We start from the raw sequence: 24,020 nt of genomic DNA, 5'->3' as shown, positions 1-24,020 counted from the left end.
GAGCTAAATAAAAGAGAGCGCATATTTTAATTAAATTTTAATACCAAATAAGTGTTAATCTTTCACTTTAACAAATAAAAAACGTTTTATTTAACAATCGTCTTTATTAAAGGATATATGAATAATTACAGTTTATATTGTTAAATAATTACCTTTGAAATAGTTCATCTAACCACTTTAAAATTGCAAGAATACTTCCTCGTTGTTGATACCGAAACTTCAGGTCTGCCTAAAAATTGGACGGCGCCCTATTCTAAAGAAAGGAACTGGCCTCATATTGTCCAAATTGCCTGGATTATTTATGATCAATCGTATCAGGAAATTAAGCGGGAAAATCATTATATCAAAAATACCGATTTCACTATTGATAAGGCTGCATTAAAAATCCACAAAATTACCCCTGAATATCTGCATACACATGGAGAGAGCAAAGAAAAGGTTATGCTACAGTTTTCTGAAGACATCGGAAAATACCAGCCTTTGGTCATCGGGCATTTTATTGAGCTTGATTATCATATGGTGAATGTAGAATTATACCGCATCGGAAAGGAAAACATTTTTAAAAACCTGGCTTTTTTCTGTACGATGAAGGCAAGCGCACCTTATATCACCAATACAGTAATCAGTCATTTAAAGCTGGATAAATTTTATACCATTTTATTTAATGAAGCACCCGAAAATACGCACAATGCTTTATCTGATACACTAAACACGGCAAAGATTTTCTTTCATCTTTTAAAAACAGGTAAAATTAGCTTAACTTCAGCCTACCATCAGGAACATACTTTTAACCTGGAAAAGAAAAAGACAAAAGATTTTTCGTTTAAGAGAATTTTACAGGGATTTTTTAATGGAAGATAAACTAGCTGATCAAATTTATACCGCTCGTATTGGAGACATTACTTTCAAAAAGATAGTAAGTTGCAGCCCGGGCACACCTATTTTTGAAGCTGCAATTAAAATGTCAGAACAGAAAACCAGTTGCCTCTTTATTAAAAATGATCAGGATGTTTATCTGGGTTTCGTAACCGATATTACTTTAAGGGATAATGTAATTGCCAAACAACTGAATTCAAATTTGCCGATTGACGAAGTTATGGATACCAATATTATTACCATAACTCCTGATGCTTATGTATATGAGGCGATATTGATGATGTTCAGTAAAAAGTCGCGCTATTTATTGGTAAACGACAATGGCAATTACGTTGGCTTTTTAAGCAGGAACCGCCTTTTAAGCGAGCAGGCCGAATCTCCATTAGTTTTTATCCAATCAGTAAAATCAGCTGTAAATACCAGCGATTTAAAATTAAAATGGCAAAAAGTGCCTGGCATTGTGTCTCAGCTACTGGCTAGAGGCGTGCATTCGAAAATTGTAAATGAGGTGGTAACTACTATTGCCGATACCATTTCCTTTAAAATTATTGAAGAGGTGATTGCTAAACTTGGTCCGCCACCTGCAAAATTCGTATTTATGGTTTTAGGTAGCGAAGGCAGAAAAGAGCTTAGCTTAAAAACCGATCAGGATAATGCCATTATTTACGAAGATACCGGAGAAGATAAAAGAGCTGCTGTACGTTCTTATTTTCTAGACATAGCCACTCAGGTTTCGGATAAATTAAATTATGTTGGCTTTGTATACTGCGATGGGGATTATATGGCCACTAATCCAAACTGGACGCATTCGCTATCACACTGGAAATACAATTATAAAAACTGGATAGAAGAAGCTTTACCCGAGGCTGCCGTAAAATTTGCTGCATTTTTTGATTGCAGAGCCATTTATGGCGATTTAGCCATTATGGAAAGTTTACGGGCTTTTGTTGATGAAGAACTGCAAAAGCCTATCGAAAAATTCTACGTATACCTGGCCAAAAATGCCTTACTCTATGAGCCACCGCTCACCTACTTTAGAAATATAAGAACACAAAAAATCCATAAAAAAGAGGTATTCGATATTAAAACAGCCATGACCCCTATTGTAGATCTGGCAAGAGTTTATGCCTTACAGAACAGGATTTTCCAAAAAGAGAATACAGGTGAACGTTTAAAGGCCTTAAGAGAACTTGGTGTTTTTAGCGAAGAGCAGTTTAACGAACTTTCACAGTCTTATTATTACTTGATGGGCTTGAGATTGAAACATCAGGCTAATCTGATTATCAATGATCAGGCGGCACCCAATAACTTTATCGAAATTGATAGTTTAACCAAAATTGAAAAAGTAACCTTGATCGAAATTTTTAAAATTATCCAAAACTTTCAGAGCGGCATCCGCATGAAATTCACCAATAGCCTGGGTTAAATTATCATTAATTCTCTTGTTTGCTCATTGCAATTGAATCAGACTTTAGTAACTTTAGGAATACCATCTACTTATTAATAAGGTAAAATACTAACCAAATTAAATAAACCAAAATCAGACCCATGGGAAAATTTGTAATTACCAAAAGATCGAACGGTGAATTCCGGTTTAATCTTAAAGCGAGCAATGGTCAAACCATTTTAACCAGTGAAGGCTATTCGGCCAAATCAAGCTGCGAAAATGGAATCGAATCTGTTAAAAAGAATGCGCAGGATGATTCTAAATTTGAGAAGAAGACCTCAACTAACGGCAAGTACCATTTTAGTTTAAAGGCTACAAATGGCCAGATTATTGGCTCCAGCGAAATATACGAAAGTACTTCGGCCAGAGATAATGGTATCGAATCGGTTAAAAAGAATGCACCAGACGCAGAAACTGATGACCAAAGTTAAAGAAAAATGTAAAGCGACCCGAGATTTCACATCAAGTCGCTTTTCATACCCTCCATACACACCCACTCTACAGCTTAAGTTAAAAACTGTTCTATAAGACCTGCAGTTAATCTACAGTAATTGGCTATAGCTGATCTTACTCTTAAAGCTATCCCTCACATTTGCCAGCTGTAAACCTAAACTTACTCAAGCATCTTTGCTCAATACAAGCCGATCAAACGTTTGCGCGTAATAAATTTTTAAGGTCATTTTAAATAACTAATTAAATAGCCCTAGAACCTGGCCAAACTGCACCTCTACTTCATCATTCAAGCTTATTACATTCATCCCACACAAACGTTTGCGCTGTTTTAATTCAGTCTACTGTATAAGTTTGTTTGTAACTTAAATCCAGATAGGGTAAAAATCTATTTACAATACGCTCTTTTTAAGGTTTGGAACAGTGGCCAAGATTGGCAAATTATGGTGGTATAATCTTCGTATTAAAATCGACAAGATTAGGTAAGAGGCTGAGCGCAGCATATAAAAAGCAACAACAACCAATTCCAAATATTATCAACCCTAAACCTAAAATTATCGTATGAAAAAAAACAGTCTACTTTTAACAGGTCTATTCTGTGCCTGCCTGTTTGCCCTATCTTGTAAAAAAGCCGAAGTATTACAACCAGCGGAAAAAACCTTTTCCATTAACAAAAAACTGGCAACAACCAACATTGTTACCCAAAGCCGCAATGTAAACATTGTGTATTTTGTGCCTAACGACCTCGATACCCTTGCGGGTTATAGAAAAAGATTGAGCGATCTTCTATTATGGACACAAGATTGGTACAAACAAGAAATGAACCGCAATGGTTATGGCAATAAAACATTTGGCCTTGCTGATGATGGCGCAGGAAATGTAAAAATCCTAACCATTAGAGGAACATTGCCAAAAGCGAGTTACCCATACTCTGGAGGTAGCGGGGCAGTTGCAAGCGAAATAAACGCTTATTTCGCTGCGCACCCCGCAGATAAAACCAGCGATCATACTTTGATTATTATTCCAAGGTATTCTATCGGTTCGAATGGTACACCAAGCGGAGGTCCGTTTTATGGTACAGGCAGATGGTGTTACGCGTTGGATTATGAAGAAATGGACATTGCAAATCTTGGCTTAAGCACTACTGTTGGCGATCGCTTTAGTGTTTGGTTCGGAGGCATGGTACATGAGCTTGGCCACGGATTAAATTTACCGCACAACAGGCAGAAAGTTTCTGAAAATTCAACTCTGGGCATGGCCTTAATGTGGGGCGGCAATGGAACTTTAGGAAAAAGCCCTACATTTTTAACCGCTGCAGATGCGGCTATTTTAAATGCCAATCAGGTTTTCAATAATAACGCTAGCACCTATTACGGTTCGGTAACCAGCAGCATTAATAAAATATACGCCAGCTACTCCAGCACTTTGGCTTCTATAGTGGTATCAGGGAAATTTACTTCTACGGGCAACGTAACCAGCATTCTGTATTATAACGACCCTAACGTAAATAATGAGGGTACTGGTGTAAATAAGGATTATAATGCCATTACGTGGGAATCGAAAAAGATAGGTACAGATAGTTTTAGGGTTGTAATGCCAATTGCGGATTTGCAGGAAAAAGCTGATGGTATTCCATACGAACTAAAAGTTAAACTGGTACACGACAATGGAACCGTAACCGAACAGATTTATGCTTATACTTTTTCAGGAGGCTTACCTGTACTCAACTTCTCTACCAAAAATGAGTTAAGCAAAACAGGATGGAGTATTGCTTCATTTAGCTCAGAAGAAAGCTCTGATGGCAAAGCCTCAAGTTTAATTGATGGCAATGCGACTACCATTTGGCATTCACGCTGGAGAACATCGGCTACTTCATACCCGCACAATGTGGTAATTAAAGTAGGAACCACCTCTAAAACAGCTAGTGGCGTAAGTTTATTGCAACGCAGCAGCTTAAGCAGGGCCGTTAAAGATTTCGAAATCTTAACCAGTACAGATGGTGTCAATTTCACTTCACAAGGTAACTATGTAGCAAAAAACATTAGTGGAGTACAATACTTTGATTTTGCTTCTGCACAAACCTTCCTTTATTACAAAATTATTGCTAAATCTGCACATGATGGTCAACAGTTTGCCAGTCTTGCAGAATTGGGTTTATATTAGATTTTTTTAAAACCAAACAACAAAAAAAGGTCCCGATTTACATCGGGACCTTTTTTAAATATGATTATCGCCTAAGCGAAAATTTCTATTTTACTGCATCAATTACAGCTTTGAAAGCCTCTGGGTGATTCATTGCTAAATCAGCCAATACTTTACGGTTTAAACCGATTTCTTTAGAAGCTAGTTTACCAATTAATTGAGAGTAAGAAATACCGTGCTGACGAGCACCTGCATTAATACGTTGGATCCATAATCCGCGGAATTCTCTTTTCTTAACTTTACGGTCACGGTATGCATATTGCAAACCTTTTTCTACTGTGTTTTTAGCAACAGTATAAACCTTACTTCTTGCTCCCCAATAGCCTTTGGCTAGATTAAGGATTTTTTTTCTTCTTCTTCTCGAAGCTACTGCGTTTACCGAACGTGGCATGTTGTTGTTGTTTTTTGGCAAGCGGCGTTCCGTTTAACCGGAAACTTAAAGCCTGATACCTGGTGAATTAATAAATTACTTTCCGATACAAAGCATACGTTTAACGTTACCCATATCAGCATCAGATACGATACTTGCTTGACCTAAGGCACGTTTACGTTTAGTACTCATCTTTGTTAAGATGTGACTTTTGTATGCGTTGTTTCTTTTGATTTTACCTGTTCCAGTAAGCGAAAAACGCTTTTTAGCACTGGAATTGGTTTTCATTTTTGGCATAACCTGTTTTTTAATTTATAAACCTATTTTTATTTTTTTGCTACTTTAGGCGCAACTGTTAGGAACATACGTTTACCTTCTAACTTAGGTAACAACTCTACTTTTCCTACATCTTCTAAAGCCTGAGCGAATTTTAACAATAAAATTTCTCCCTGCTCTTTGTAAACAATTGCTCTACCTTTAAAATGCACGTAAGCTCTAACTTTCTCACCGTTCTCTAAAAAGCTTACTGCATGCTTCAATTTAAACTGGAAATCGTGATCGTTGGTGTTAGGACCAAAACGGATCTCCTTAATTACAGTTTGTTTCGCATTAGCTTTAATTTCTTTCTGCTTTTTCTTTTGCTCGTAAACAAATTTACTGTAATCAATAATTCTACAAACTGGTGGTACGGCATTTGGAGATATTTCTACCAAATCCAATTCCAGTTCATCAGCAAGTGCCAAAGCTTTCGCCAAAGGATAAATCCCCGGTTCAACATTATCGCCAGCTAAACGCACTTCGGGCGATTTAATATACTGATTAATGTTATGCTCTGCTTCTTTTTTCTTAAAAGGCGGACGTGGTCCCCTGTTAAATCCTGGTCTTCCTAATGCCAAATTTGTACTATTTAATTTAAACTGTTATTTCTTTTCTTAATAAATTGTTGAACTCTTCCAACGTCATTTCGCCTAAATCTCCCTCACCATGTTTGCGGACAGAAACTTTTCCTTCTGCCATTTCCTTATCACCGATAATGAGCATGTATGGGATCTTTTTAACTTCCGAATCGCGTATTTTGCGACCGATTTTCTCATCACGAAAGTCAATCAGCCCGCGAATATCGGAATTATTTAGTTCATCTAAAACTTTTTTTGCATATTCTTCATATTTTTCTGAAATAGGAAGAACAATAAATTGCTCCGGACTTAACCATAATGGGAAGTTTCCGGCACAATGTTCAATCAAAACAGCAATAAATCTTTCCAATGAACCAAATGGTGCACGGTGGATCATTACCGGTCTGTGCTTCTGGTTATCGCTACCGGTGTATTCCAATTCGAAACGCTCTGGTAGGTTATAATCAACCTGAATAGTACCTAACTGCCATTTTCTACCTAAAGCATCTTTCACCATAAAATCAAGCTTAGGACCATAGAAAGCGGCTTCGCCATATTCTACAACAGTATTTAAGCCTTTTTCTGCAGCTGCTTCGATAATGGCATTTTCAGATAGTCTCCAATTTTCGTCAGAACCAATATATTTCGATTTGTTCTCCGGGTCTCTTAATGAAACCTGAGCAATATAGTTATCAAAACCTAATGATTTAAATACATAAAGCACTAAATCGATTACTTTTTTAAACTCTTCTTTCACCTGTTCTGGCATACAGAATAAGTGTGCATCATCTTGAGTAAAGCCACGTACACGGGTTAAACCATGTAATTCGCCACTTTGTTCGTAACGGTAAACCGTGCCAAACTCTGCAAAACGAACCGGAAGATCTTTGTAAGAACGAGGTTTTGTTTTGTAAATCTCACAGTGGTGAGGGCAGTTCATCGGTTTTAAGAAAAACTCCTCTCCTTCTTGTGGCGTTTTAATCGGTTGGAACGAATCTTTTCCGTATTTTTCCCAGTGACCTGAGGTTACATATAAATTTTTGTGTCCGATATGTGGTGTTACTACTTGCTCGTAACCCGCTTTAGCCTGTGCTTTAGTTAAAAAGTTCACTAAACGCTCGCGCAAAGCAGTTCCTTTAGGCAACCACAATGGCAAGCCCATGCCTACTTTTTCTGAGAAAGCAAATAGCTCCAGCTCTTTCCCTAATTTACGGTGATCGCGTTTTTTTGCTTCCTCAATCATTAAAAGATATTCAGTAAGCTCGCTCGCCTTAGGAAAAGTTACACCATAAATACGGGTTAACTGTTTTTTGGTTTCATCGCCGCGCCAGTAAGCACCAGCCACATTCATCAGTTTTACTGCTTTCACAAAACCAGTATTCGGAATATGTGGACCACGGCATAAATCGGTAAATGAACCTTGGGTATAGAAAGTAATTTTACCATCTTCCAGGCCGTCAATTAAATCCAGTTTATACTCGTCGCCTTTTTCAGTAAAGTATTTTACCGCATCAGCTTTGCTCACACTTTCGCGTACAAAAGTTTCCTTTTGCTTAGCCAGTTCGATCATTTTGGTTTCGATGGCTTTGAAATCATCCGAAGAAAATTCACGGTCGCCAAAGTCTACATCATAATAAAAACCAGTTTCAATTGCTGGGCCGATACCAAATTTGGTACCCGGATAAAGTGCTTCTAAAGCCTCAGCCATTAAGTGAGCTGATGAATGCCAAAAAGTCGATTTTCCGGCAGTATCATTCCAGGTTAATAATTTCACTGATGAATCAGATTCGATCGGTCTTGTTGAATCCCAAACTTCGCCATTAACCTCAACGGCTAATACGTTACGGGCTAAACCTTCGGAAATTGACAATGCAATTTGGTGGGCAGAAGTGCCCTTTTCATACTGACGGACAGAACCGTCAGGTAAAGTAATGTTAATCATCTACAACTATGATTTAAATTTTAAATAAAAAGTTTTAAAGATCACTTACAATGTGATTTTATTTTGTGCAAAGGTACGAAATTTATCCTGCTATTTAATACTGCTACTTAAAATTCTACTTTGGTTGTAGTCCTGCTTCTTGCAGATAAACTTTCTGTATGGCCAGTAACTGATCGGGATAGGTATTCAGTTTTTCATATTTAACGGCCAGCAAGTTATAGTGTTTTCGCTTTTCTTCAATGGCTTTTACATGCAGCATTTCCTTTGCTGTTTTACCATAATCGTTTATGGCAGTGAGGTATTGTATTACACCTTCGTTAAATCTTGCCGCCGCTTTAGTTGGTTTCAGACGTGCGACATCAAGAAGATCTATTTTTGAATTGTTGATGAGATTATCAGCCTTGTGCGACAGGAAAATAGAATCAGGAAAGCCTTTTGCATACACCTTCGAAGTATCTTTGAAAACACTATCTGTTTCATCGATCTGCTTCATCTGACTTAAAAAAATTGAAGTTACTTTTTCGTTATATGCATAATCATCTGTGGATTTGCAGCTAAACAGTAAACCAAATGAAAAGAAGAACAAAGCAATCTTTAAAAATTTCATATCCAGTTATCTTTTAAAAATTTTTGTTTCAGGTATTTACGCAATGGAATATCGATAAATCTCATAATAAGATAAGCCAAAACTATTAAAACTATTACCGAAACAGGAATAACCACCCATAGCGTCGACATTGTTGGCTTTACAACTGCCACATAGGTAAGAAATACCCATACAAACGGATAATGGGTCATATATAACGGGTAAGATATACCGCCAGATAGTTTGCAGATATCTTTAGAGCCATGATTTAATGTTGCCCCGGCCCCCAAAGCTACCAAAAGCGGGAAATAAAACAATACAATTATTGGTTCGGTAATCCAGTTATAAGCATCTGCATAAGGAAACAGGAAGGCTACAAGCAAGAGCAGGCTCAAACCCAAGAAACCAAGTTTATTTTTAATGATCCAGTTGAAACGATAAACCAACATTCCAGCCGAGAAAGAATAAAGCACCCTCACGCCCCCATCCCAGAAATTTTGTCCACCCCAACCCCCGCCTAAATTGCCGTTGGGAACTTTCAAAGCTATATAACAAATGCCTATTGCACCTAGTAAAACCAATAGCGGTAGTACTTTTTTATTTAATCTGCAAAGCACAAGGATATAGAAAATATTGGCAACGTATTCCCAAAATAACGACCAGGCTGGTGCATTTAAACAGAACAGATTGGTATAACGCTCTGGCATAAGCGGATAAGGAATCAGAAATGCTGAAGCTAAAAACAATAAAGCTGTTTTCCCAAAGCCATAAACTGGGTAAAAATTACTGAAAGGATCAAACAAAAAGGTTAATAAGCCCAAAATAGAGCCAATCACAACCAGGGGATGCAAACGGATAAGTCTTAATTTAAAGAACTGTGTAATCCCTATATGTGGTGCACGGCTATCATAAGCATAGGCAATTACAAAACCGGATAAACAGAAAAAGAAATCGACTGCGAGGAAACCATGCGAAAGAAAATTCTTATTGTAATCGGTAATCGCGATTTCCATAAAGTGATAAATTACCACCACAATGGCCGCTAAGCCCCGTAGTCCGTCTAAAATTTCGAAATGTTGCTTGGTTGCTAATAAATTTGTTTTGTTCTCGGCTGTAATCACTTTTGGCTAGGTTATATTCAAACTCCAATAATAGTTATTCTCAGTTTAGATGCAAAAACTAAAGCCAACCATTTCAAAAATGATACAAAAAAAGCCCTGAAAGCTTATACCTTCAGGGCTTTATTATAAGAATTCAGAAGTTGGCCTGCTGCTGGCCTAAAGCACAAACTTCGGAAGTCTCACAGAATGAATTAATTCATACCAAATGATCTGATCTGGCCACCGCCACCAGGTCTGTTCTGTCTAAAACGTTTCATCATGTTCTCCATTTTAGTTTTATACTCTTCAGCAGTGATCAGTTTTGCTTTTTTAGGTGCGGTTACATCTTTTGTGCTTACATTTCTATACTCGATGCTTTTGGCAATTGAGCTGTTACCTCTGCCTTCAATCGCTAAAACAGCACCTTCTGTCCACATATTTGGGTTTGGAGAAAAGTCGAAGCCCAAATCTTTTGTATACCAGATTTTGGTTTCTTCTACTACGTTTTTATCCATATCCAGGATTTTTATCGCCCTTGTAGATCTTATAATCGCCTGGTGACAGGTAAAACCGATAATCTGTTTAGTAGAATCTGTTTTAACCACTTCAATTGTTGGTGCCGGAGCTGGTTTTGCTTTAGTGGTATCATTAGGATTTCTACCGCCCACTCTCATAGAACCTATTGGTCCAGAAGTAGATAAAGTTAATTTACTCGGCATGTAATAAGTGGTATCGTTCAGGTCAAAAACCTCTGTTAGTCCTTTATCTGCAAAGGTATAATAGTATTCTCTGTTACCACCGCCACCACCAAAACGCATCATCATACGCCCCATGCCGCCACCGCCACCACCTGCTCCATTACTGTCTTCAGTTTCTTCAACTGGCATATAACTTGCATTTGTAGCCGTAAACAACAACTCGAAGTTGCTTTTACTAGATGAGGGCATTCTGGCTTTCATCTGATCGGTTAGCTGGATACCGCTTGCCGAAGCCATAGCTGCCGGATCGATAATATTTTCAAATTGTATGGCTCCTGAAGTTTTTTTCTGCTGTGCATCTGCAATTGATGCAATTGATAAAACGCCCAGTAAAGCGAAGAATATTTTTTTCATTACGATTTTGTTTTGTTTGTTAGATACGAAAGCCTTAAAAAGGTTTAACAAAGATATTGTAGATTGTAATGTAAAGCGTGTTAAATTGTGTTAAAGATCACGATTAGATCCTTTAAACGTAGATTTAAGATGAAAGTAATTTAAATATTACAATGCCTAAATCCTTTTATTAGAAAAGCAGTGCCTGTAGTTCTTTGGCTACCACAGTCCCGCCCTTTGCTTAATCCCGATAAAAACACCTTAATTTAATATTGATCCTTAAATCGGGATAACGCTGTCGGTCTGGTTTATTTTACACTAGTCAGTACAAGCCAGCCACGGATAATTACTCCCCTTTAGGGGCTGGGGGTTAATATTCTGTACTTTCCAGCCAGCCATTACACAATACATCGGCGATGTGCATGGTTTTAATCGCAAGGTTATTTTTCTCAATATACCCCTGAAGATGTAAAAGGCAGGATAAATCGGTCGAAATGATGTAATCTGCCTGTTGTGCCAGCGCATGATTAACTTTCTGCTCGGCCATTGCAGATGAAATGGCATCGAATTTAACCGCAAATGTTCCACCAAAGCCACAGCACATATCGGTATCTTCCATTTCGATCATTTCCAAGCCGTGTACTTTAGAAAGCAACTGGCGGGGTTCATCTTTGATTTTGCATTCACGTAAGGCGCTACACGAATCGTGGTAAACGGCTTTTCCTTCCAATTCAGCACCGAAATAATCTCTTTTGGCTACGTTTACCAGGAAATCAGAAAGCTCCCATATATTCGATTGCAAACTCCGGCATTTGTTGTGTACAATGGTATTGGTAAACAGATCGTTAAACCCACCTTTCACCATGCCTACACACGATGCTGAAGGTGCTACAACATAAGTATTTTCGGTAAAATCGTTTAAAAATTTTGTACCCACTTCCTTTGCCTCATCCCAATAACCAGCATTATACGCAGGTTGCCCACAACAGGTTTGTTTTGAATTGTAGGTTACGGTACATCCCGATTTTTCTAATAACCTTAGCGTATTAAAAGCGGTTTCAGGATATAACTGATCTACAAAACAAGGCACAAATAATTCTACTTTCATAATATTCTTAACGACTGCAAACTTACAATTTTAGCGATTCTTTATGTTCGTTTTTTCTTAGAAGCACTAAAAGAACTAATCCAACAATAAAAAATGATGCCAAAGCGATAATTGAGTATCGAATATTTCCGGTTAAATCTTCAATGTAAGCAAAACTGAAAAGGCCAATTACAATCGCAAGTTTTTCTGTTACATCGTAAAAACTGAAAAATGAGGTGCTATCTTTTGTATCAACCGGTAAATATTTAGAATAGGTAGAACGTGATAGAGATTGGATTCCGCCCATAATCAAACCTACAATTGCGGCCAATGAGTAAAATTGATATTCGCTAGTGATGTAATAGCCAAAAACGCAACAGCCTATCCATACTACAACTACCATAATCAATACGTTTATATTTCCTATTTTTTTAGCTAAATAAGACATGAGCATGGCGCCCGGAATAGCAACAAGCTGAATGATCAATATCACCGCAATCAATTTTGCGGTTCCTAGTTTTAACGTTTTTTCAGCGAAACCAGCAGCAGCAAGCATAATGGTTTGTACGCCCATAGAATAGAAAAAGAAAGAAACCAAAAATCCTTTTAAAATCCTCATTTGTTTAACCTGCGCCCAAACTTTCGATAATTCGCTAAAGCCATCTTTAAGGATATTCGTTTTTACTTTATCGCGCTGAGGTGTTCCGTTTGGAAGTGCTGAAAAAGGAATCTGAGAGAAACCGATCCACCATAAGCCAACTAATAAAAATGATAACCTTGGCGGAAATGAAGCATCAATAATACCAAACCATTCTGGCTTTAGCACAAATAGGAAACAAATCAGTTGAAGTAAAACCGAACCAATGTAACCATAGGAAAAACCTTGTGCACTCACGCGATCCTGATGCTCTTCGGTTGCGATTTCAGGCAGATAAGAGTTGCTGAATAATACCCCACCGATATAACCCATTGCGGCTAATGCAAACAAAATGATACTCATTTCGAGCGTATCTAACTTGAAGAAATATAAACCGATACAGGCCGCTCCACCAACGTAGGTAAAGAATTTCATAAACGACTTTTTATTTCCTCTTCTATCGGCAATTGATGAAAGCATTGGCAAAGCAAAGGCCATAATCAGATAAGCAAACGATAAGGCGTAATTGGAAAGTGAAGTATTTACAAAGGTCCGGCCAAAGAACTCCACTTTATCACCATGTTCTTTAGTGGTGGTAATAATGGTATAATAAGCTGGAAAAATGGTAGAAGTGATGACTAAGTTATAGGCAGAGTTTGCCCAATCGAAAAATGCCCACGAACGGATGGTTTTCTTATTGTTTTTTGTTATCATTTGTTTTTTCGCTTCGCGGAAGATTATACTGATTGTTTGATTGCACAGATTAAATAGTTCATTACAAAACTAGTATTTTATTGGTAACTTGATTGGCATTTTCTCACATCTCACATCTCACATCTCACATCTCACATCTCACATCTCACATCTCACATCTCACATCTCACATCTCACATCTCACATCTCACATCTAAAGATAATATTTCTTCCCATCAGTTTTAATCTTACCGGCATCTAATAATTCTCTTATGGCATCAATCCTTTTAGCTTCTGCGCCATTTTTAATATTTGTTACCAGATCATCAAGGCTTAAAGGTTGTTGTTGCAGTAAAGAAACGATCTCAAATTCAATTTCCTCTTCCATCTGACTCTGATTTTCGGCTCTTTTCTCTGCCAGACAAACATCGCATACCCCACATTTTATAGCATGAAGTTCGTCGAAATAATGGAGTAGCTGAATACTCCTGCACAAATTTGATGAAGCGTAAGCTACCACTGCGTTAATCTGTTTATGTAGGATTTCCTTTCTCAGTTCGAGGTATTTCACGTCGAGATCGAAATGGTCCATATCTACTCTCGACCTAATGTATTGCAATTGCGGCTGATCGGTTTGCTGCGTATAAGTAAGTAACTCGATGGCCTGCAATTTATTAAGCAGTGCAACAATTTCTTTATACGACAAACCTGTTTTCTTGGCCAAATCGGCTTCATTAATCTTAACAAAACCGTCGAAAGCGCCACCATGCGAACGCAGAATGGTTTTTATAATGCCGTCGTAAGCTTTATTTTCAATCTGAAAACGGTAAATGTCTTCATGACTGGCAATAAACATCATTCTTGATGGTAGAAAAACACTTTCAGATAAGGTGAGGTAGCCATCGTGTTCTAAAAACTTCAAAGCAGAAATTGTTTTTAAAACACTAATATTAAACCGTTTACAAAAATCAGCTACATCAAAAGTAAAAGTTAAACCTTCGCCTGCACCAAATGCCAATTGAAAATAATTACCGAGGTAGTGATAAGTTTTCCTGATCTCATCCGGAGAAGGAAAACTATCAAGATACCTGGATTCTAAGCCCAAAACATCGGATTGATTAGCTAGAAGAACAGCGTAACTTCGTTTTTCGTCGCGCCCTGCCCTACCAGCTTCCTGGTAATAGGCCTCTAAACTTTCGGGTAAATCTAAATGCACCACAAAACGAACGTCTGCTTTATCAATTCCCATCCCGAAAGCATTTGTAGCTACCATAATCCGGGTTTTGTTATTTTTCCATTCTTCTTGTTTTAAAAAACGTACATCACGCTCTAATCCGGCGTGGTAAAAATCGGCTTTAATCTGGTTCCGGTTGATGAAATTGGCTACTTCAGCAGTCTCTCTGCGATTACGTACATAAACCAAACCTGTACCTTTCACCTTCTGGCAAATATCAATCAGCTTTTTGTATTTATCTTCATTGCCAAAAACCACATAACTTAAATTATCTCTGGCAAAACTTTTAACAAAAACCTGTGGGTCTTTCATTTCCAGTTTTTCTACAATATCTTTCCGCACAAACTCAGTAGCAGTTGCTGTAAGTGCTAAAACCGGAACATCTGGAAGGATTTCGCGGAGTTTTGCGATTTGTTGGTATGGCGGACGAAAATCGTAACCCCACTGCGAAATGCAATGCGCTTCATCTACGGCAATTAAATTTACATTCATGTACGAAATGCGAACCCGCACTAAATCCGACAACAAACGCTCCGGAGATAAATAGAGAAATTTGATTTTTCCGTAAATACAGTTATCCAGCAGGATATCGATTTCGCGTTTACCCATTCCCGCATAAATGGCAATGGCTTCAATCCCCTTCGATTTCAGGTTCTCTACCTGATCCTTCATCAGCGCGATTAAAGGCGAAACTACAATGCAAATCCCCTCTTTAACCAAAGCAGGAACCTGAAAACAGATCGATTTACCACCCCCTGTAGGCAATAATGCTAAACTGTCTTTTCCTTCTAAAACCGAGGAAATAATATCTTCCTGTAAAGGCCTAAAAGCTTGATGTCCCCAATATTTTTGTAAAATCTCTATTGCTGTCATAAATCGGCGGTATCAAAACTATAAAAAAGCTGTTGATATTGCTAAATTGCGCCACAATTAATCAAAAATTTGATGAAACACCTCTATTTTCTATCCGCTCTTTCCCTATTATTTTTTAGTTCAAACGCCCAAGAGAAAAAATGGGATATAGAAAAATACCAGGGCACCACAAAAAACTTTACCTTAAATACTGATGAAGGCACCTGGATGAACCTCGATGTAAGTGCCGATGGACAGGAAATTGCCTTTGATTTACTTGGCGATATTTATGTGATGCCGATTAGCGGTGGAGTTGCAAAACTAATTAGTGGTGGTATTGCCTGGGATGTTCAACCCCGTTTTAGTCCTAACGGAAAATATATTTCTTACACCAGCGATAAAAGTGGTGGCGATAATATATGGATTATGAACCGTGATGGTTCTGGCAAAAAACAGGTTACCAAAGAGAGTTTCAGGTTATTGAATAATGCCACCTGGATGCCAAATAGCGAATACCTAGTGGCCAGAAAACACTTTACCGCAAGCCGCTCCTTAGGCGCCGGCGAAATGTGGATGTATAGTATAAACGGTGGAGATGGCGTGCAATTAACCAAACGTAAAAACGATCAGCAAGACGCAGGTGAACCTAACGTTTCGCCAGATGGCAAATATGTTTACTTTAGTGAAGATGTGAGTCCAGGTCCTAATTTCGAATATAGCAAAGATCCTAACGGGACTATTTATGCCATCCGTCAACTGGATTTAACAACAGGAAAATTAAGCACTTTGATCAATGAGCAAGGTGGCGCCTGTCGCCCGCAAGTTTCTCCAGATGGAAATTTAATAGCTTTTGTAAAGCGTGTAAGGTTAAAATCTACTTTATATGTTCAGAACCTGAAGACTGGTGAAGAATGGCCGGTTAATGAAGATTTATCTCATGATCAGCAGGAAACCTGGGCTATTTTCGGTGTTTATCCAAATTTTGCCTGGACTCCAGATAGCAAAAGCATCGTTTTCTATGCAAAAGGAAAGATCAGAAAAATAGAAATCGGTACACTGATTAACAGCACTATTCCTTTTCAGGCGAACACCATTCAAACCGTACAAAAAGCATTGCATTTTGAGCAACAGGTTTTCAGCAACGAATTTTCGGCAAAAATGTTAAGACAATTAACCACTTCGCCTGATGGAAAAATAATTGTCTTTAATGCCGCAGGATACTTATACAAACAAGAATTACCAGCAGGAACACCAGAAAGGTTAACCAACGGATTGGATTTCGAATTTGAACCTGCTTTTAGTCCCGATGGAAAATATGTTGTTTATACCACCTGGAGCGATGAATTACGTGGGGCAATAAAGCGTACAGATGTAAAATCAGGAAAAACCATTATGTTAACTGATGAAAAAGGTTTTTATTATTCTCCTCAATACTCAACAAAAGGCGATAAAATCGTTTTCAGAAAAGGAAGTGGTAACGATGTTTTAGGTTATAACTATGGCCGCGGAACAGGTATTTTTATGATGCCAGCCAATGGTGGTGCTAAAACTTTGATTTTAGATAATGGAATCCGTCCACAGTTTAATAATACCGATACCCGCATTTATTTCCAGAGTTATACAAATGACAAAAAAGCATTAAAAAGTATCGATTTAAATGGGGCGAACGAAAGAACACACTTTACTTCTCAGTATGCAAATCAGTTTGTCATCAGCCCAGATAACAAGTGGGTAGCATTTAACGAATTATTTAACGTTTACATCACACCAATGATCAATATTGGTACGGCACAGGATGCATCGGCAGGTAATAAAGCCATTCCGGTTACAAAAGTGACTACCGATGGCGGAACATATATTCAATGGAGCGCCGATAGTAAAAGCTTACATTGGACCTTAGGGCCAAAATATTTTACCGTTGATGTAAATAATGCTTTCAACTTTGATGGAAGTACACCGAAAACCGAAGCATCTTCTATTGACATCAATCTGGTTTTAAAATCTGATATCCCTACCGGAATAGTGGCGTTGAAAGGCGCAAGGATTATCTCGATGAAAGGTGACGAAGTTATTGAAAATGGAACCATCATTACCGATGGAAATAAAATTACGGCAATAGGAAAAACAGATGCAGTAAGCATTCCGGCCAACGCCAAAGTAATTGATGTTAATGGTAAAACCATTATGCCGGGCATTGTTGATGTTCACGCACATTTGCGTACAAGTCCTGATGGGATAACACCACAGAGCGATTGGAGTTATATGGCCAATCTGGCTTTTGGTGTAACCACTTCGCACGATCCATCAAGCAATACAGAAATGGTTTTTAGCCAGAGCGAAATGCTTAAAGCTGGTAGAATGGTTGGTCCGAGAGTTTATTCAACCGGTGGTATTTTATATGGTGCTGACGGTGATTTTAAAGTGGTGATTAATAGCTTAGATGATGCTTTGGCTAATCTGCGCAGGTTAAAGGCAGTTGGTGCATTTTCAGTAAAATCGTATAATCAACCGCGTAGAGAGCAGCGTCAACAGATTTTAGAAGCAGCCAGACAGTTAAATATGGAGGTTGTACCTGAAGGTGGCTCTACTTTTTTCACCAACATGAATATGGTTGCCGATGGACATACTGGAATCGAACATAGTATTCCTGTTATACCGGTTTATAAAGATGTTACCACGCTTTGGAACAATACCGATGTGGCTTATACACCTACTTTAATTGTGGCTTACGGGGGGCAATGGGGCGAAAATTATTGGTACGACAGAACCAATGTTTGGGAGAACGAAAAATTAATGACCTACACGCCGCGTTCGATTATTGATGCCAGAGCAAGACGGAGAACAACCTCTGAGTACAGCGATTATAACCATATCGACATTGCCAAGGCTGCTAAACAAATTGCAGATGGCGGTTCAAAAGTTAATCTTGGCGCACACGGGCAGATTCAGGGTTTAGGTGCACATTGGGAACTTTGGATGTTTGTTCAGGGTGGCTTTACGCCAATGCAAGCCATCAGGGCCGCAACATTAAACGGTGCAAGTTATTTAGGGATGAGCAAAGAAATCGGTTCACTAGAAGTTGGAAAACTGGCTGATATGGTGATCATGGACGCCAATCCTTTAGATGATATCCGTAATTCGGAGAAAATTAAATATGTAATGATCAATGGTCGACTTTATGATAGTGCGACCTTAAATGAAGTAGGAACCAGAGAAAAACTTAGAGGTAAATTGTGGTTCGAGAATATCAGAGGAAATGGCTATATTATTCCAAACGGAGAATCAGAAACCTGGACTTTTACTGTTCCGCATTGTGATTAAACTATTATAGCGTAACTGTTAAAACCATTTTTGGCCATTTAAGCTTATATATGAGTACATATAAGCTTAAATGGTCTTACATTCCTTATGTGGTTGAAAATATAAAAATAGATTATTAACGTTATGAGATATTGTTGTACATTAATATTTCTTTGCTTACTGGTTAATATCTCAAAAGCCCAATATTTATATCATCAATTAGAGGAAAAACACGCTGTCTCCGAAGTTAGGAAAGACATTGATCAATTATATGCTGATTTAACAAAACATCACCTCAAACTTTATCAATACATTAAAAAAGGAGAACTTGATTTTAAGATCGATAGCCTTAAATCAGCTATTCACCAACCTTTAACATCAGCAGCCCTATACCAGCATCTATTACCTGTTTTGAGCCAAATTGGGGACGGACATTTAAAGATTGATTTTTTCGAACCAGCAAAATTAACTGAAAGCGATTATCTTAAATATGGCAAGCCCTACTCCTCGCCATTTGATCAACTGAGCTTGAAATTTATAAAAGATAAAATCTTTCTGACAGAAAATAGGAGCTTAAACAAAAATCTAGGCGCTGGATCAGAAATCGTTAGCATCAATAATATTAAAGCAGTAGATATTATTAAAACTGCTTTACAAAATTCTTTTTCAGATGGTTATAACAACACATTCAAATATTACTTTTTGAATTATGGAAATCTGGATAACGTTTGGCGCATTTTCAAAAATAAGGACAGCCTGAAAATGGTGTTTCAAAATGGCGATCATATCGACAGTGCCTATCTGATTGGTAAACCATATGATATTAAAAATGCGTTACAAACCAGTAAACTGCAAACAAACAATAAATCTCAATTTTTGAACTATAAAAAACTGGATACCCATACTGCATATTTAAAAGTGAACACTTTTACAGCTAAGATGGAACAGTATGATGTAGACCTATTTAATAATACGTTATCTAAAACTCAAAACCTAATCCTTGATTTAAGGAACAATACAGGAGGGGATATTTTTTTAATGTGCCATTTCTTAAAATTCTTCATTAATAAATCCATTAAGCCTATTCAATTTCCACATGAATTGATTAAAGGAATGTTATTACCCACATTGGATAGCAACAGAAAAAAGCAAATCAAATATGTTAAGGAATTTAATAAAAATGCTTATGGAAACCTGATTCCTTTTAACAATGCTTATAAAAACAAGCTTTACATATTAATAAACGGTGGAACATTTTCAGCAGCTAGTATATTTGCCAACACATTGGCCTTATCTCAAAGGGGGATTTTAATTGGCGAAGAAACCGGAGGTGGGAGAAATAACATTAATGCAGGAACTTATTTTAACGGCAAACTAAAAAATACAGGAGTTACCTACAGTATTGGTCTCGTACCTTTTAATTTACCACTGCCATCTACAACAATTGGTCGTGGGGTAATGCCCGATGTAAAAGTTAACTATACTTTAGTTGATTATCTGGCAAAAAGAGATCTCGAAATGGATTGGGTATTAAAGGATATTGAAAAGAATAAATAATCTTAAAGCGCAGAACATGAAACCGAATAAACGCTATACTACCGCCTCAGTTGTATTCTTAGCGCTAAGTGCACTCGTTTTTTCATACGACGGATATTCTATTTTGGGTATCCAGACTGTAAACTTATTCCTGGTGCTAATTGCAATGGCTTACATCACATCTTTTATAGCAGTAATGAAAGACCGGAAATCTATTGTTTCGTGGTTATTACTGATCTTAAATTCGATTATATTAATCTGCATCATTTATTTCCTGATGCATTTTAAAATGAAGATGTAGTAAAATAATGTTTGCACTCGTTTCTAACGAGTGCAGCGATAGAATGACGATTTAATCGTCAAAATATTTTACGCTCGTTGGAAACGAGCGTAAGCAAAAATTATAGCACCAACAAACCGTATTCTCGAAGCGTGTTGATTGGTTTAGAATACCAGAACAGCTCGAAATTTTCCATTTCTTGTTCAAAATCGGCTTTAACCTCTTGAAAAGTGTAAACTTTTTCGTTTGAGATAGAAACTTTATCTAAAACAGAAGTAAGCCAGGCTCCTTCCTTTTTATTCGTTTGTACTGTAAAGGTCTCTTTTTTATCGTGAAAAGTTAATGATGCCATTTCCCAGGTATTACCCTTTTTCGATTTGGTAAAATACTCGGTAGAAGGCTTTCCTCCTATCCAAACTACTTTTGCGGTAGGTTTCGTATTAAACTGATCTTTATCATTTAAAGCCGTTTCAATAAAATCGGCTGGAATTTTAGTTCTTGGGATTTTAAAATCAAACCAATCCTGCAGTTCGTAATCAAAACAGATACCATGCATAAAATTGAAGAGTGACTTTTTCAGCCCGAAACTGAATTTATTATGGTCGATGCCTGTTTTATCGGTATAATTGATATCGTTATTGGCAAAAGTGCCGATCACTTCAGTGTCTTTTACCACCCCAAATTTTTCCGGATACATCCCTACCGGACTATGTGCCGTCATGGCAAATTGGTGCCAAAAGCCAGATTGTAATATCCCAACTTCAAACAACTGGCGTACCATCTCTAAACTATCTATCGTTTCCTGTACCGTTTGTGTAGGATACCCATACATTAAATAAGCATGCACCATAATTCCGGCTTCGGTGAAATTGCGGGTAACCTTAGCCACTTGTTCTACCGTTACGCCCTTATCAATCAGCTTTAACAAACGATCTGAGGCAACTTCCAGTCCGCCCGAAACGGCAATACAACCCGAAGCCTTTAACAATAAACATAGGTCTTGGGTGAAGCTTTTTTCAAAACGGATGTTTGTCCACCAGGTAACCGCTAACTTTCTTCTGATGATTTCCAAAGCTACCTCACGCATTAAAGCGGGCGGTGCAGCCTCATCAACAAAGTGAAAGCCATTTTGCCCGGTTTTTTCATACAAATCTTCAATTCGATCTACAATCAATTTGGCGGCAACAGGTTCGTAGACTTTGATATAATCGAGCGAAATGTCGCAAAAAGTACATTTTCCCCAATAGCAGCCATGTGCCATTGTGAGTTTGTTCCATCGCCCATCACTCCACATGCGGTGCATGGGGTTAACGATTTCAATTACCGAAATATATTGATCTAATAACAAACCTGTATAATCTGGCGTACCAACATCAGCCTGCTTATAATCATTTCTAAAGGCATCGTTACGGTAAACCACCTTATCGTTTTCGAGCAGGAAAGTCCTTTTATAAAAATGGGCTTCAACAGGAATCGGATGTGTAATATTTTGATGTAAAAGCTCAATTGGTAATTCGCCGTCATCTAAGGTAATGTAATCAAAGAATTCAAAAACCCTTGTATCCGATAATGATCTTAACTCTGTATTCGGGAAACCACCGCCCATAGAAATTTTGATTTCGGGGTGATTGGCCTTGATCCATTGTGCACAGCGGAAAGCACTATACAAATTACCTGGAAAAGGAACAGAAATCAGGAACAATTTAGGCTGGGCGGTTTCAATTTTCTCTTTTAGAACCGAAATCAGGATTTCGTCAATGTAGGTTGGTTCCTTATGCAAAGCATCGTACAGCTCATCAAAGGAATTAGCGCTTCTGCCTAAACGTTCTGCATAACGGCTAAAACCGAAATTTTCATCAACACACTCTACGATGTAATCAGATATGTCTTCAAGATAAAGTGTAGCCAAATGTTTCGCTTTATCCTGCGTACCCATTGCGCCAAAAGCCCAATCCAACTCTTCTAATTGCGAAAAACGCGAAGCTTGTGGCAGAAAATCATCACTACAGATCTGCAAAGCCAAAGTTGGATTTTTACCCTGTAAAAATGCAATTACAGCATCAATGGTTTTTAAATATTCATCTTGTAATGCAAAAATACGTTTAGCATTGTCGCTTTTTGGATCATCAATACTTAAACTTCCCTCAGTACGATTGAATAAATCTTGCAGCCCTTTTTTAGAGAATAATTCCAAAATAACCTCAATGCCTAGATCGGCCTGTTTGGCACTTATATTTTTGGTATTAAGAAAACCTTTTATATATGCCGTTGCTGGATATGGGGTATTCAGTTGGGTAAATGGCGGTGTAATGGCAAATATCTCGGTTTTCAAAGGGAATTGTTTTGTGCAAAAGTAAGGGAATTTTAAAGATTATTGGTAAACGCTGTAAGAAACGACTTTATGATTAGAAAAGCAGGAATTTGGTTTTCATTAAATTAGATTGCTTCATACCTCGCAACAAGGCAAACTAAAACATCAAGTCAAACGTTTTAATCCTACATCAACACGTTTTCTACCTGAATGAAAGTTTTTTGTTTTTACATCCTGATGCTCTGTGTGCAAATCAGCTTTGCACAAAAAACATTTGTATTCCCTAAAATTAAAGCGCGTGGGGCTTCTGCTGAACAATTTACGCCTGCAAACTGGACGATTATCGATCAGGTTCGCGGCGATTTAAATAACGATACCTCAGACGATCTGGCGGTAGTTTTTGAGTTTAATAAATCTATTGACGAAACCCGTGTTTATGGCGATAATAATACAGATATCATAAAAGAAACACAAAAACCCAGGATATTGGCTATCTTTTTTAAAGATAAATCGACTGGGGTTTTTAGCTTATCAACCCAAAATAATGATTTCATTTTACGTTCGGAAGAAGGTGGTAAACTGGGTGATCCGTTACAGCAAATTGCCATTAAAGATCAACAACTCTACCTTCGTTTCCAGGGTGGTTCCGAATGGCGCTGGGAACTGGGGTATACATTTAAATTCGAAAATAAAGACTGGTTTTTAACGAGTGCGATCAATCTGTACTTTAATCAGAATAGCGGCGATATGACCGAAAGGGTTTACGATTTCAAAACGCGTGAGTTATTTACTACTATCGGTAATCTGCACAGAAGGGATATTGCTAACCGAAAAACAAGTGAGGTTTTATATTTTTCGCAGCTCAGAACATTCAAAACCTTTAAAAAGCCATGGGCATGGGAAATTATGCCGAATGTTTATTTGTAGCAAAACAAACCTCGCAGGTTTTAAGCCTGCAAGGTTTTTTTAGTTTGCCCCCTAAGAACCGCTGTTTTAGGTTAAATAAACCTGATAAAGTGGAAAGACCGGAGCGAGGAACGAGTGAGGACTTGAAACGATAGCAGGGCTGCACTATCCGAAGAGCGCCTACCAAACATTTCCAAAACAATATTGACCACCTTAGTCACCTG

The 24,020-nt window shown here is 37.8% G+C and carries 19 protein-coding genes; 8 read left to right on the top strand and 11 right to left on the bottom strand.

Annotated elements, in window-relative coordinates:
* Positions 1–183: 183 nt before the first annotated feature.
* The 4 genes from ACTJKN_RS10190 to ACTJKN_RS10175 all read left to right on the top strand — a co-directional run bounded on the left by ACTJKN_RS10190 (position 184) and on the right by ACTJKN_RS10175 (position 4,936).
* A complete protein-coding gene (locus ACTJKN_RS10190) occupies positions 184–861 on the top strand; it encodes a 3'-5' exonuclease (protein WP_440824633.1) in 678 nt (225 codons plus the stop codon).
* Entirely contained in the window at positions 851–2,302 is a 1,452-nt protein-coding gene (locus ACTJKN_RS10185; RefSeq protein WP_440824631.1) for a DUF294 nucleotidyltransferase-like domain-containing protein, read from the top strand. The genes ACTJKN_RS10190 and ACTJKN_RS10185 overlap by 11 nt, the downstream gene beginning before the upstream one ends.
* Positions 2,303–2,424: 122 nt before the next feature.
* Complete coding sequence (locus ACTJKN_RS10180) at positions 2,425–2,754, top strand: YegP family protein (RefSeq protein WP_440824629.1); 330 nt, start codon at positions 2,425–2,427, stop codon at positions 2,752–2,754.
* Positions 2,755–3,334: 580 nt separating this feature from the next.
* The gene (locus tag ACTJKN_RS10175; RefSeq protein WP_440824628.1) at positions 3,335–4,936 is read left to right on the top strand and encodes a discoidin domain-containing protein; all 1,602 of its coding nucleotides are present in this window, start codon (positions 3,335–3,337) and stop codon (positions 4,934–4,936) included.
* Between the two features lie 85 nt (positions 4,937–5,021).
* Here the strand turns inward: ACTJKN_RS10175 and rplT are convergent, their stop codons facing one another.
* The 10 genes from rplT to ACTJKN_RS10125 all read right to left on the bottom strand — a co-directional run bounded on the left by rplT (position 5,022) and on the right by ACTJKN_RS10125 (position 15,484).
* On the bottom strand, positions 5,022–5,366 hold the full coding sequence (gene rplT, locus ACTJKN_RS10170) for a 50S ribosomal protein L20 (RefSeq protein ID WP_025144714.1): 345 nt from the start codon (positions 5,364–5,366) through the stop codon (positions 5,022–5,024).
* A 75-nt stretch (positions 5,367–5,441) separates the two neighbouring features.
* On the bottom strand, positions 5,442–5,642 hold the full coding sequence (gene rpmI, locus ACTJKN_RS10165; protein ID WP_029279105.1) for a 50S ribosomal protein L35: 201 nt from the start codon (positions 5,640–5,642) through the stop codon (positions 5,442–5,444).
* 29 nt (positions 5,643–5,671) lie between these two features.
* Positions 5,672–6,241, bottom strand: coding sequence for a translation initiation factor IF-3 (gene infC / locus ACTJKN_RS10160; protein WP_051691975.1), 570 nt, complete (start codon positions 6,239–6,241; stop codon positions 5,672–5,674).
* Between the two features lie 16 nt (positions 6,242–6,257).
* Positions 6,258–8,183: a threonine--tRNA ligase gene (gene thrS, locus ACTJKN_RS10155; protein ID WP_440824625.1), complete on the bottom strand. Its 1,926-nt coding sequence runs from the start codon at positions 8,181–8,183 to the stop codon at positions 6,258–6,260.
* A gap of 115 nt (positions 8,184–8,298) precedes the next feature.
* Positions 8,299–8,790 (bottom strand): hypothetical protein, encoded by a 492-nt coding sequence (locus ACTJKN_RS10150; protein WP_440824623.1) that lies wholly within the window; start codon positions 8,788–8,790, stop codon positions 8,299–8,301.
* Entirely contained in the window at positions 8,787–9,890 is a 1,104-nt protein-coding gene (locus ACTJKN_RS10145; RefSeq protein WP_440824621.1) for an acyltransferase family protein, read from the bottom strand. Before ACTJKN_RS10145 ends, ACTJKN_RS10150 begins: the two co-directional genes overlap by 4 nt.
* Positions 9,891–10,081: 191 nt before the next feature.
* Positions 10,082–10,981, bottom strand: a complete 900-nt coding sequence (locus ACTJKN_RS10140) for a hypothetical protein (RefSeq protein ID WP_440824619.1) — start codon at positions 10,979–10,981, stop codon at positions 10,082–10,084.
* 349 nt (positions 10,982–11,330) lie between these two features.
* Positions 11,331–12,068 carry a (Fe-S)-binding protein gene (locus tag ACTJKN_RS10135; RefSeq protein WP_440824617.1) on the bottom strand — a complete coding sequence of 246 codons (738 nt, stop codon included), beginning with the start codon at positions 12,066–12,068 and terminating at the stop codon, positions 11,331–11,333.
* Between the two features lie 22 nt (positions 12,069–12,090).
* Positions 12,091–13,398: an MFS transporter gene (locus ACTJKN_RS10130; protein WP_440824615.1), complete on the bottom strand. Its 1,308-nt coding sequence runs from the start codon at positions 13,396–13,398 to the stop codon at positions 12,091–12,093.
* 193 nt (positions 13,399–13,591) lie between these two features.
* Positions 13,592–15,484: a RecQ family ATP-dependent DNA helicase gene (locus ACTJKN_RS10125; RefSeq protein ID WP_440824614.1), complete on the bottom strand. Its 1,893-nt coding sequence runs from the start codon at positions 15,482–15,484 to the stop codon at positions 13,592–13,594.
* Between the two features lie 72 nt (positions 15,485–15,556).
* On the opposite strand from ACTJKN_RS10125, the gene ACTJKN_RS10120 reads away from it, so the two are divergent.
* From ACTJKN_RS10120 to ACTJKN_RS10110, 3 genes are all read left to right on the top strand, one after another.
* On the top strand, positions 15,557–18,784 hold the full coding sequence (locus ACTJKN_RS10120; protein ID WP_440824611.1) for an amidohydrolase family protein: 3,228 nt from the start codon (positions 15,557–15,559) through the stop codon (positions 18,782–18,784).
* A gap of 123 nt (positions 18,785–18,907) precedes the next feature.
* Positions 18,908–20,320, top strand: a complete 1,413-nt coding sequence (locus ACTJKN_RS10115; protein ID WP_440824609.1) for a S41 family peptidase — start codon at positions 18,908–18,910, stop codon at positions 20,318–20,320.
* Positions 20,321–20,336: 16 nt separating this feature from the next.
* Complete coding sequence (locus tag ACTJKN_RS10110) at positions 20,337–20,600, top strand: hypothetical protein (RefSeq protein WP_440824607.1); 264 nt, start codon at positions 20,337–20,339, stop codon at positions 20,598–20,600.
* Positions 20,601–20,700: 100 nt separating this feature from the next.
* Here ACTJKN_RS10110 and ACTJKN_RS10105 read toward each other — a convergent pair whose 3' ends face one another.
* Positions 20,701–22,911: a B12-binding domain-containing radical SAM protein gene (locus ACTJKN_RS10105; RefSeq protein ID WP_440824606.1), complete on the bottom strand. Its 2,211-nt coding sequence runs from the start codon at positions 22,909–22,911 to the stop codon at positions 20,701–20,703.
* A 189-nt stretch (positions 22,912–23,100) separates the two neighbouring features.
* On the opposite strand from ACTJKN_RS10105, the gene ACTJKN_RS10100 reads away from it, so the two are divergent.
* Positions 23,101–23,817 (top strand): hypothetical protein, encoded by a 717-nt coding sequence (locus ACTJKN_RS10100; RefSeq protein WP_440824604.1) that lies wholly within the window; start codon positions 23,101–23,103, stop codon positions 23,815–23,817.
* The last annotated feature ends 203 nt before the right edge of the window (positions 23,818–24,020 follow it).

This window comes from Pedobacter sp. 22163 (assembly GCF_052045595.1).
In the GTDB taxonomy this organism is placed as follows: Bacteria; Bacteroidota; Bacteroidia; order Sphingobacteriales; family Sphingobacteriaceae; genus Pedobacter.
Note: the sequence above shows the minus strand (reverse complement) of the source record. Positions and strands in the feature narration are given on the sequence as shown.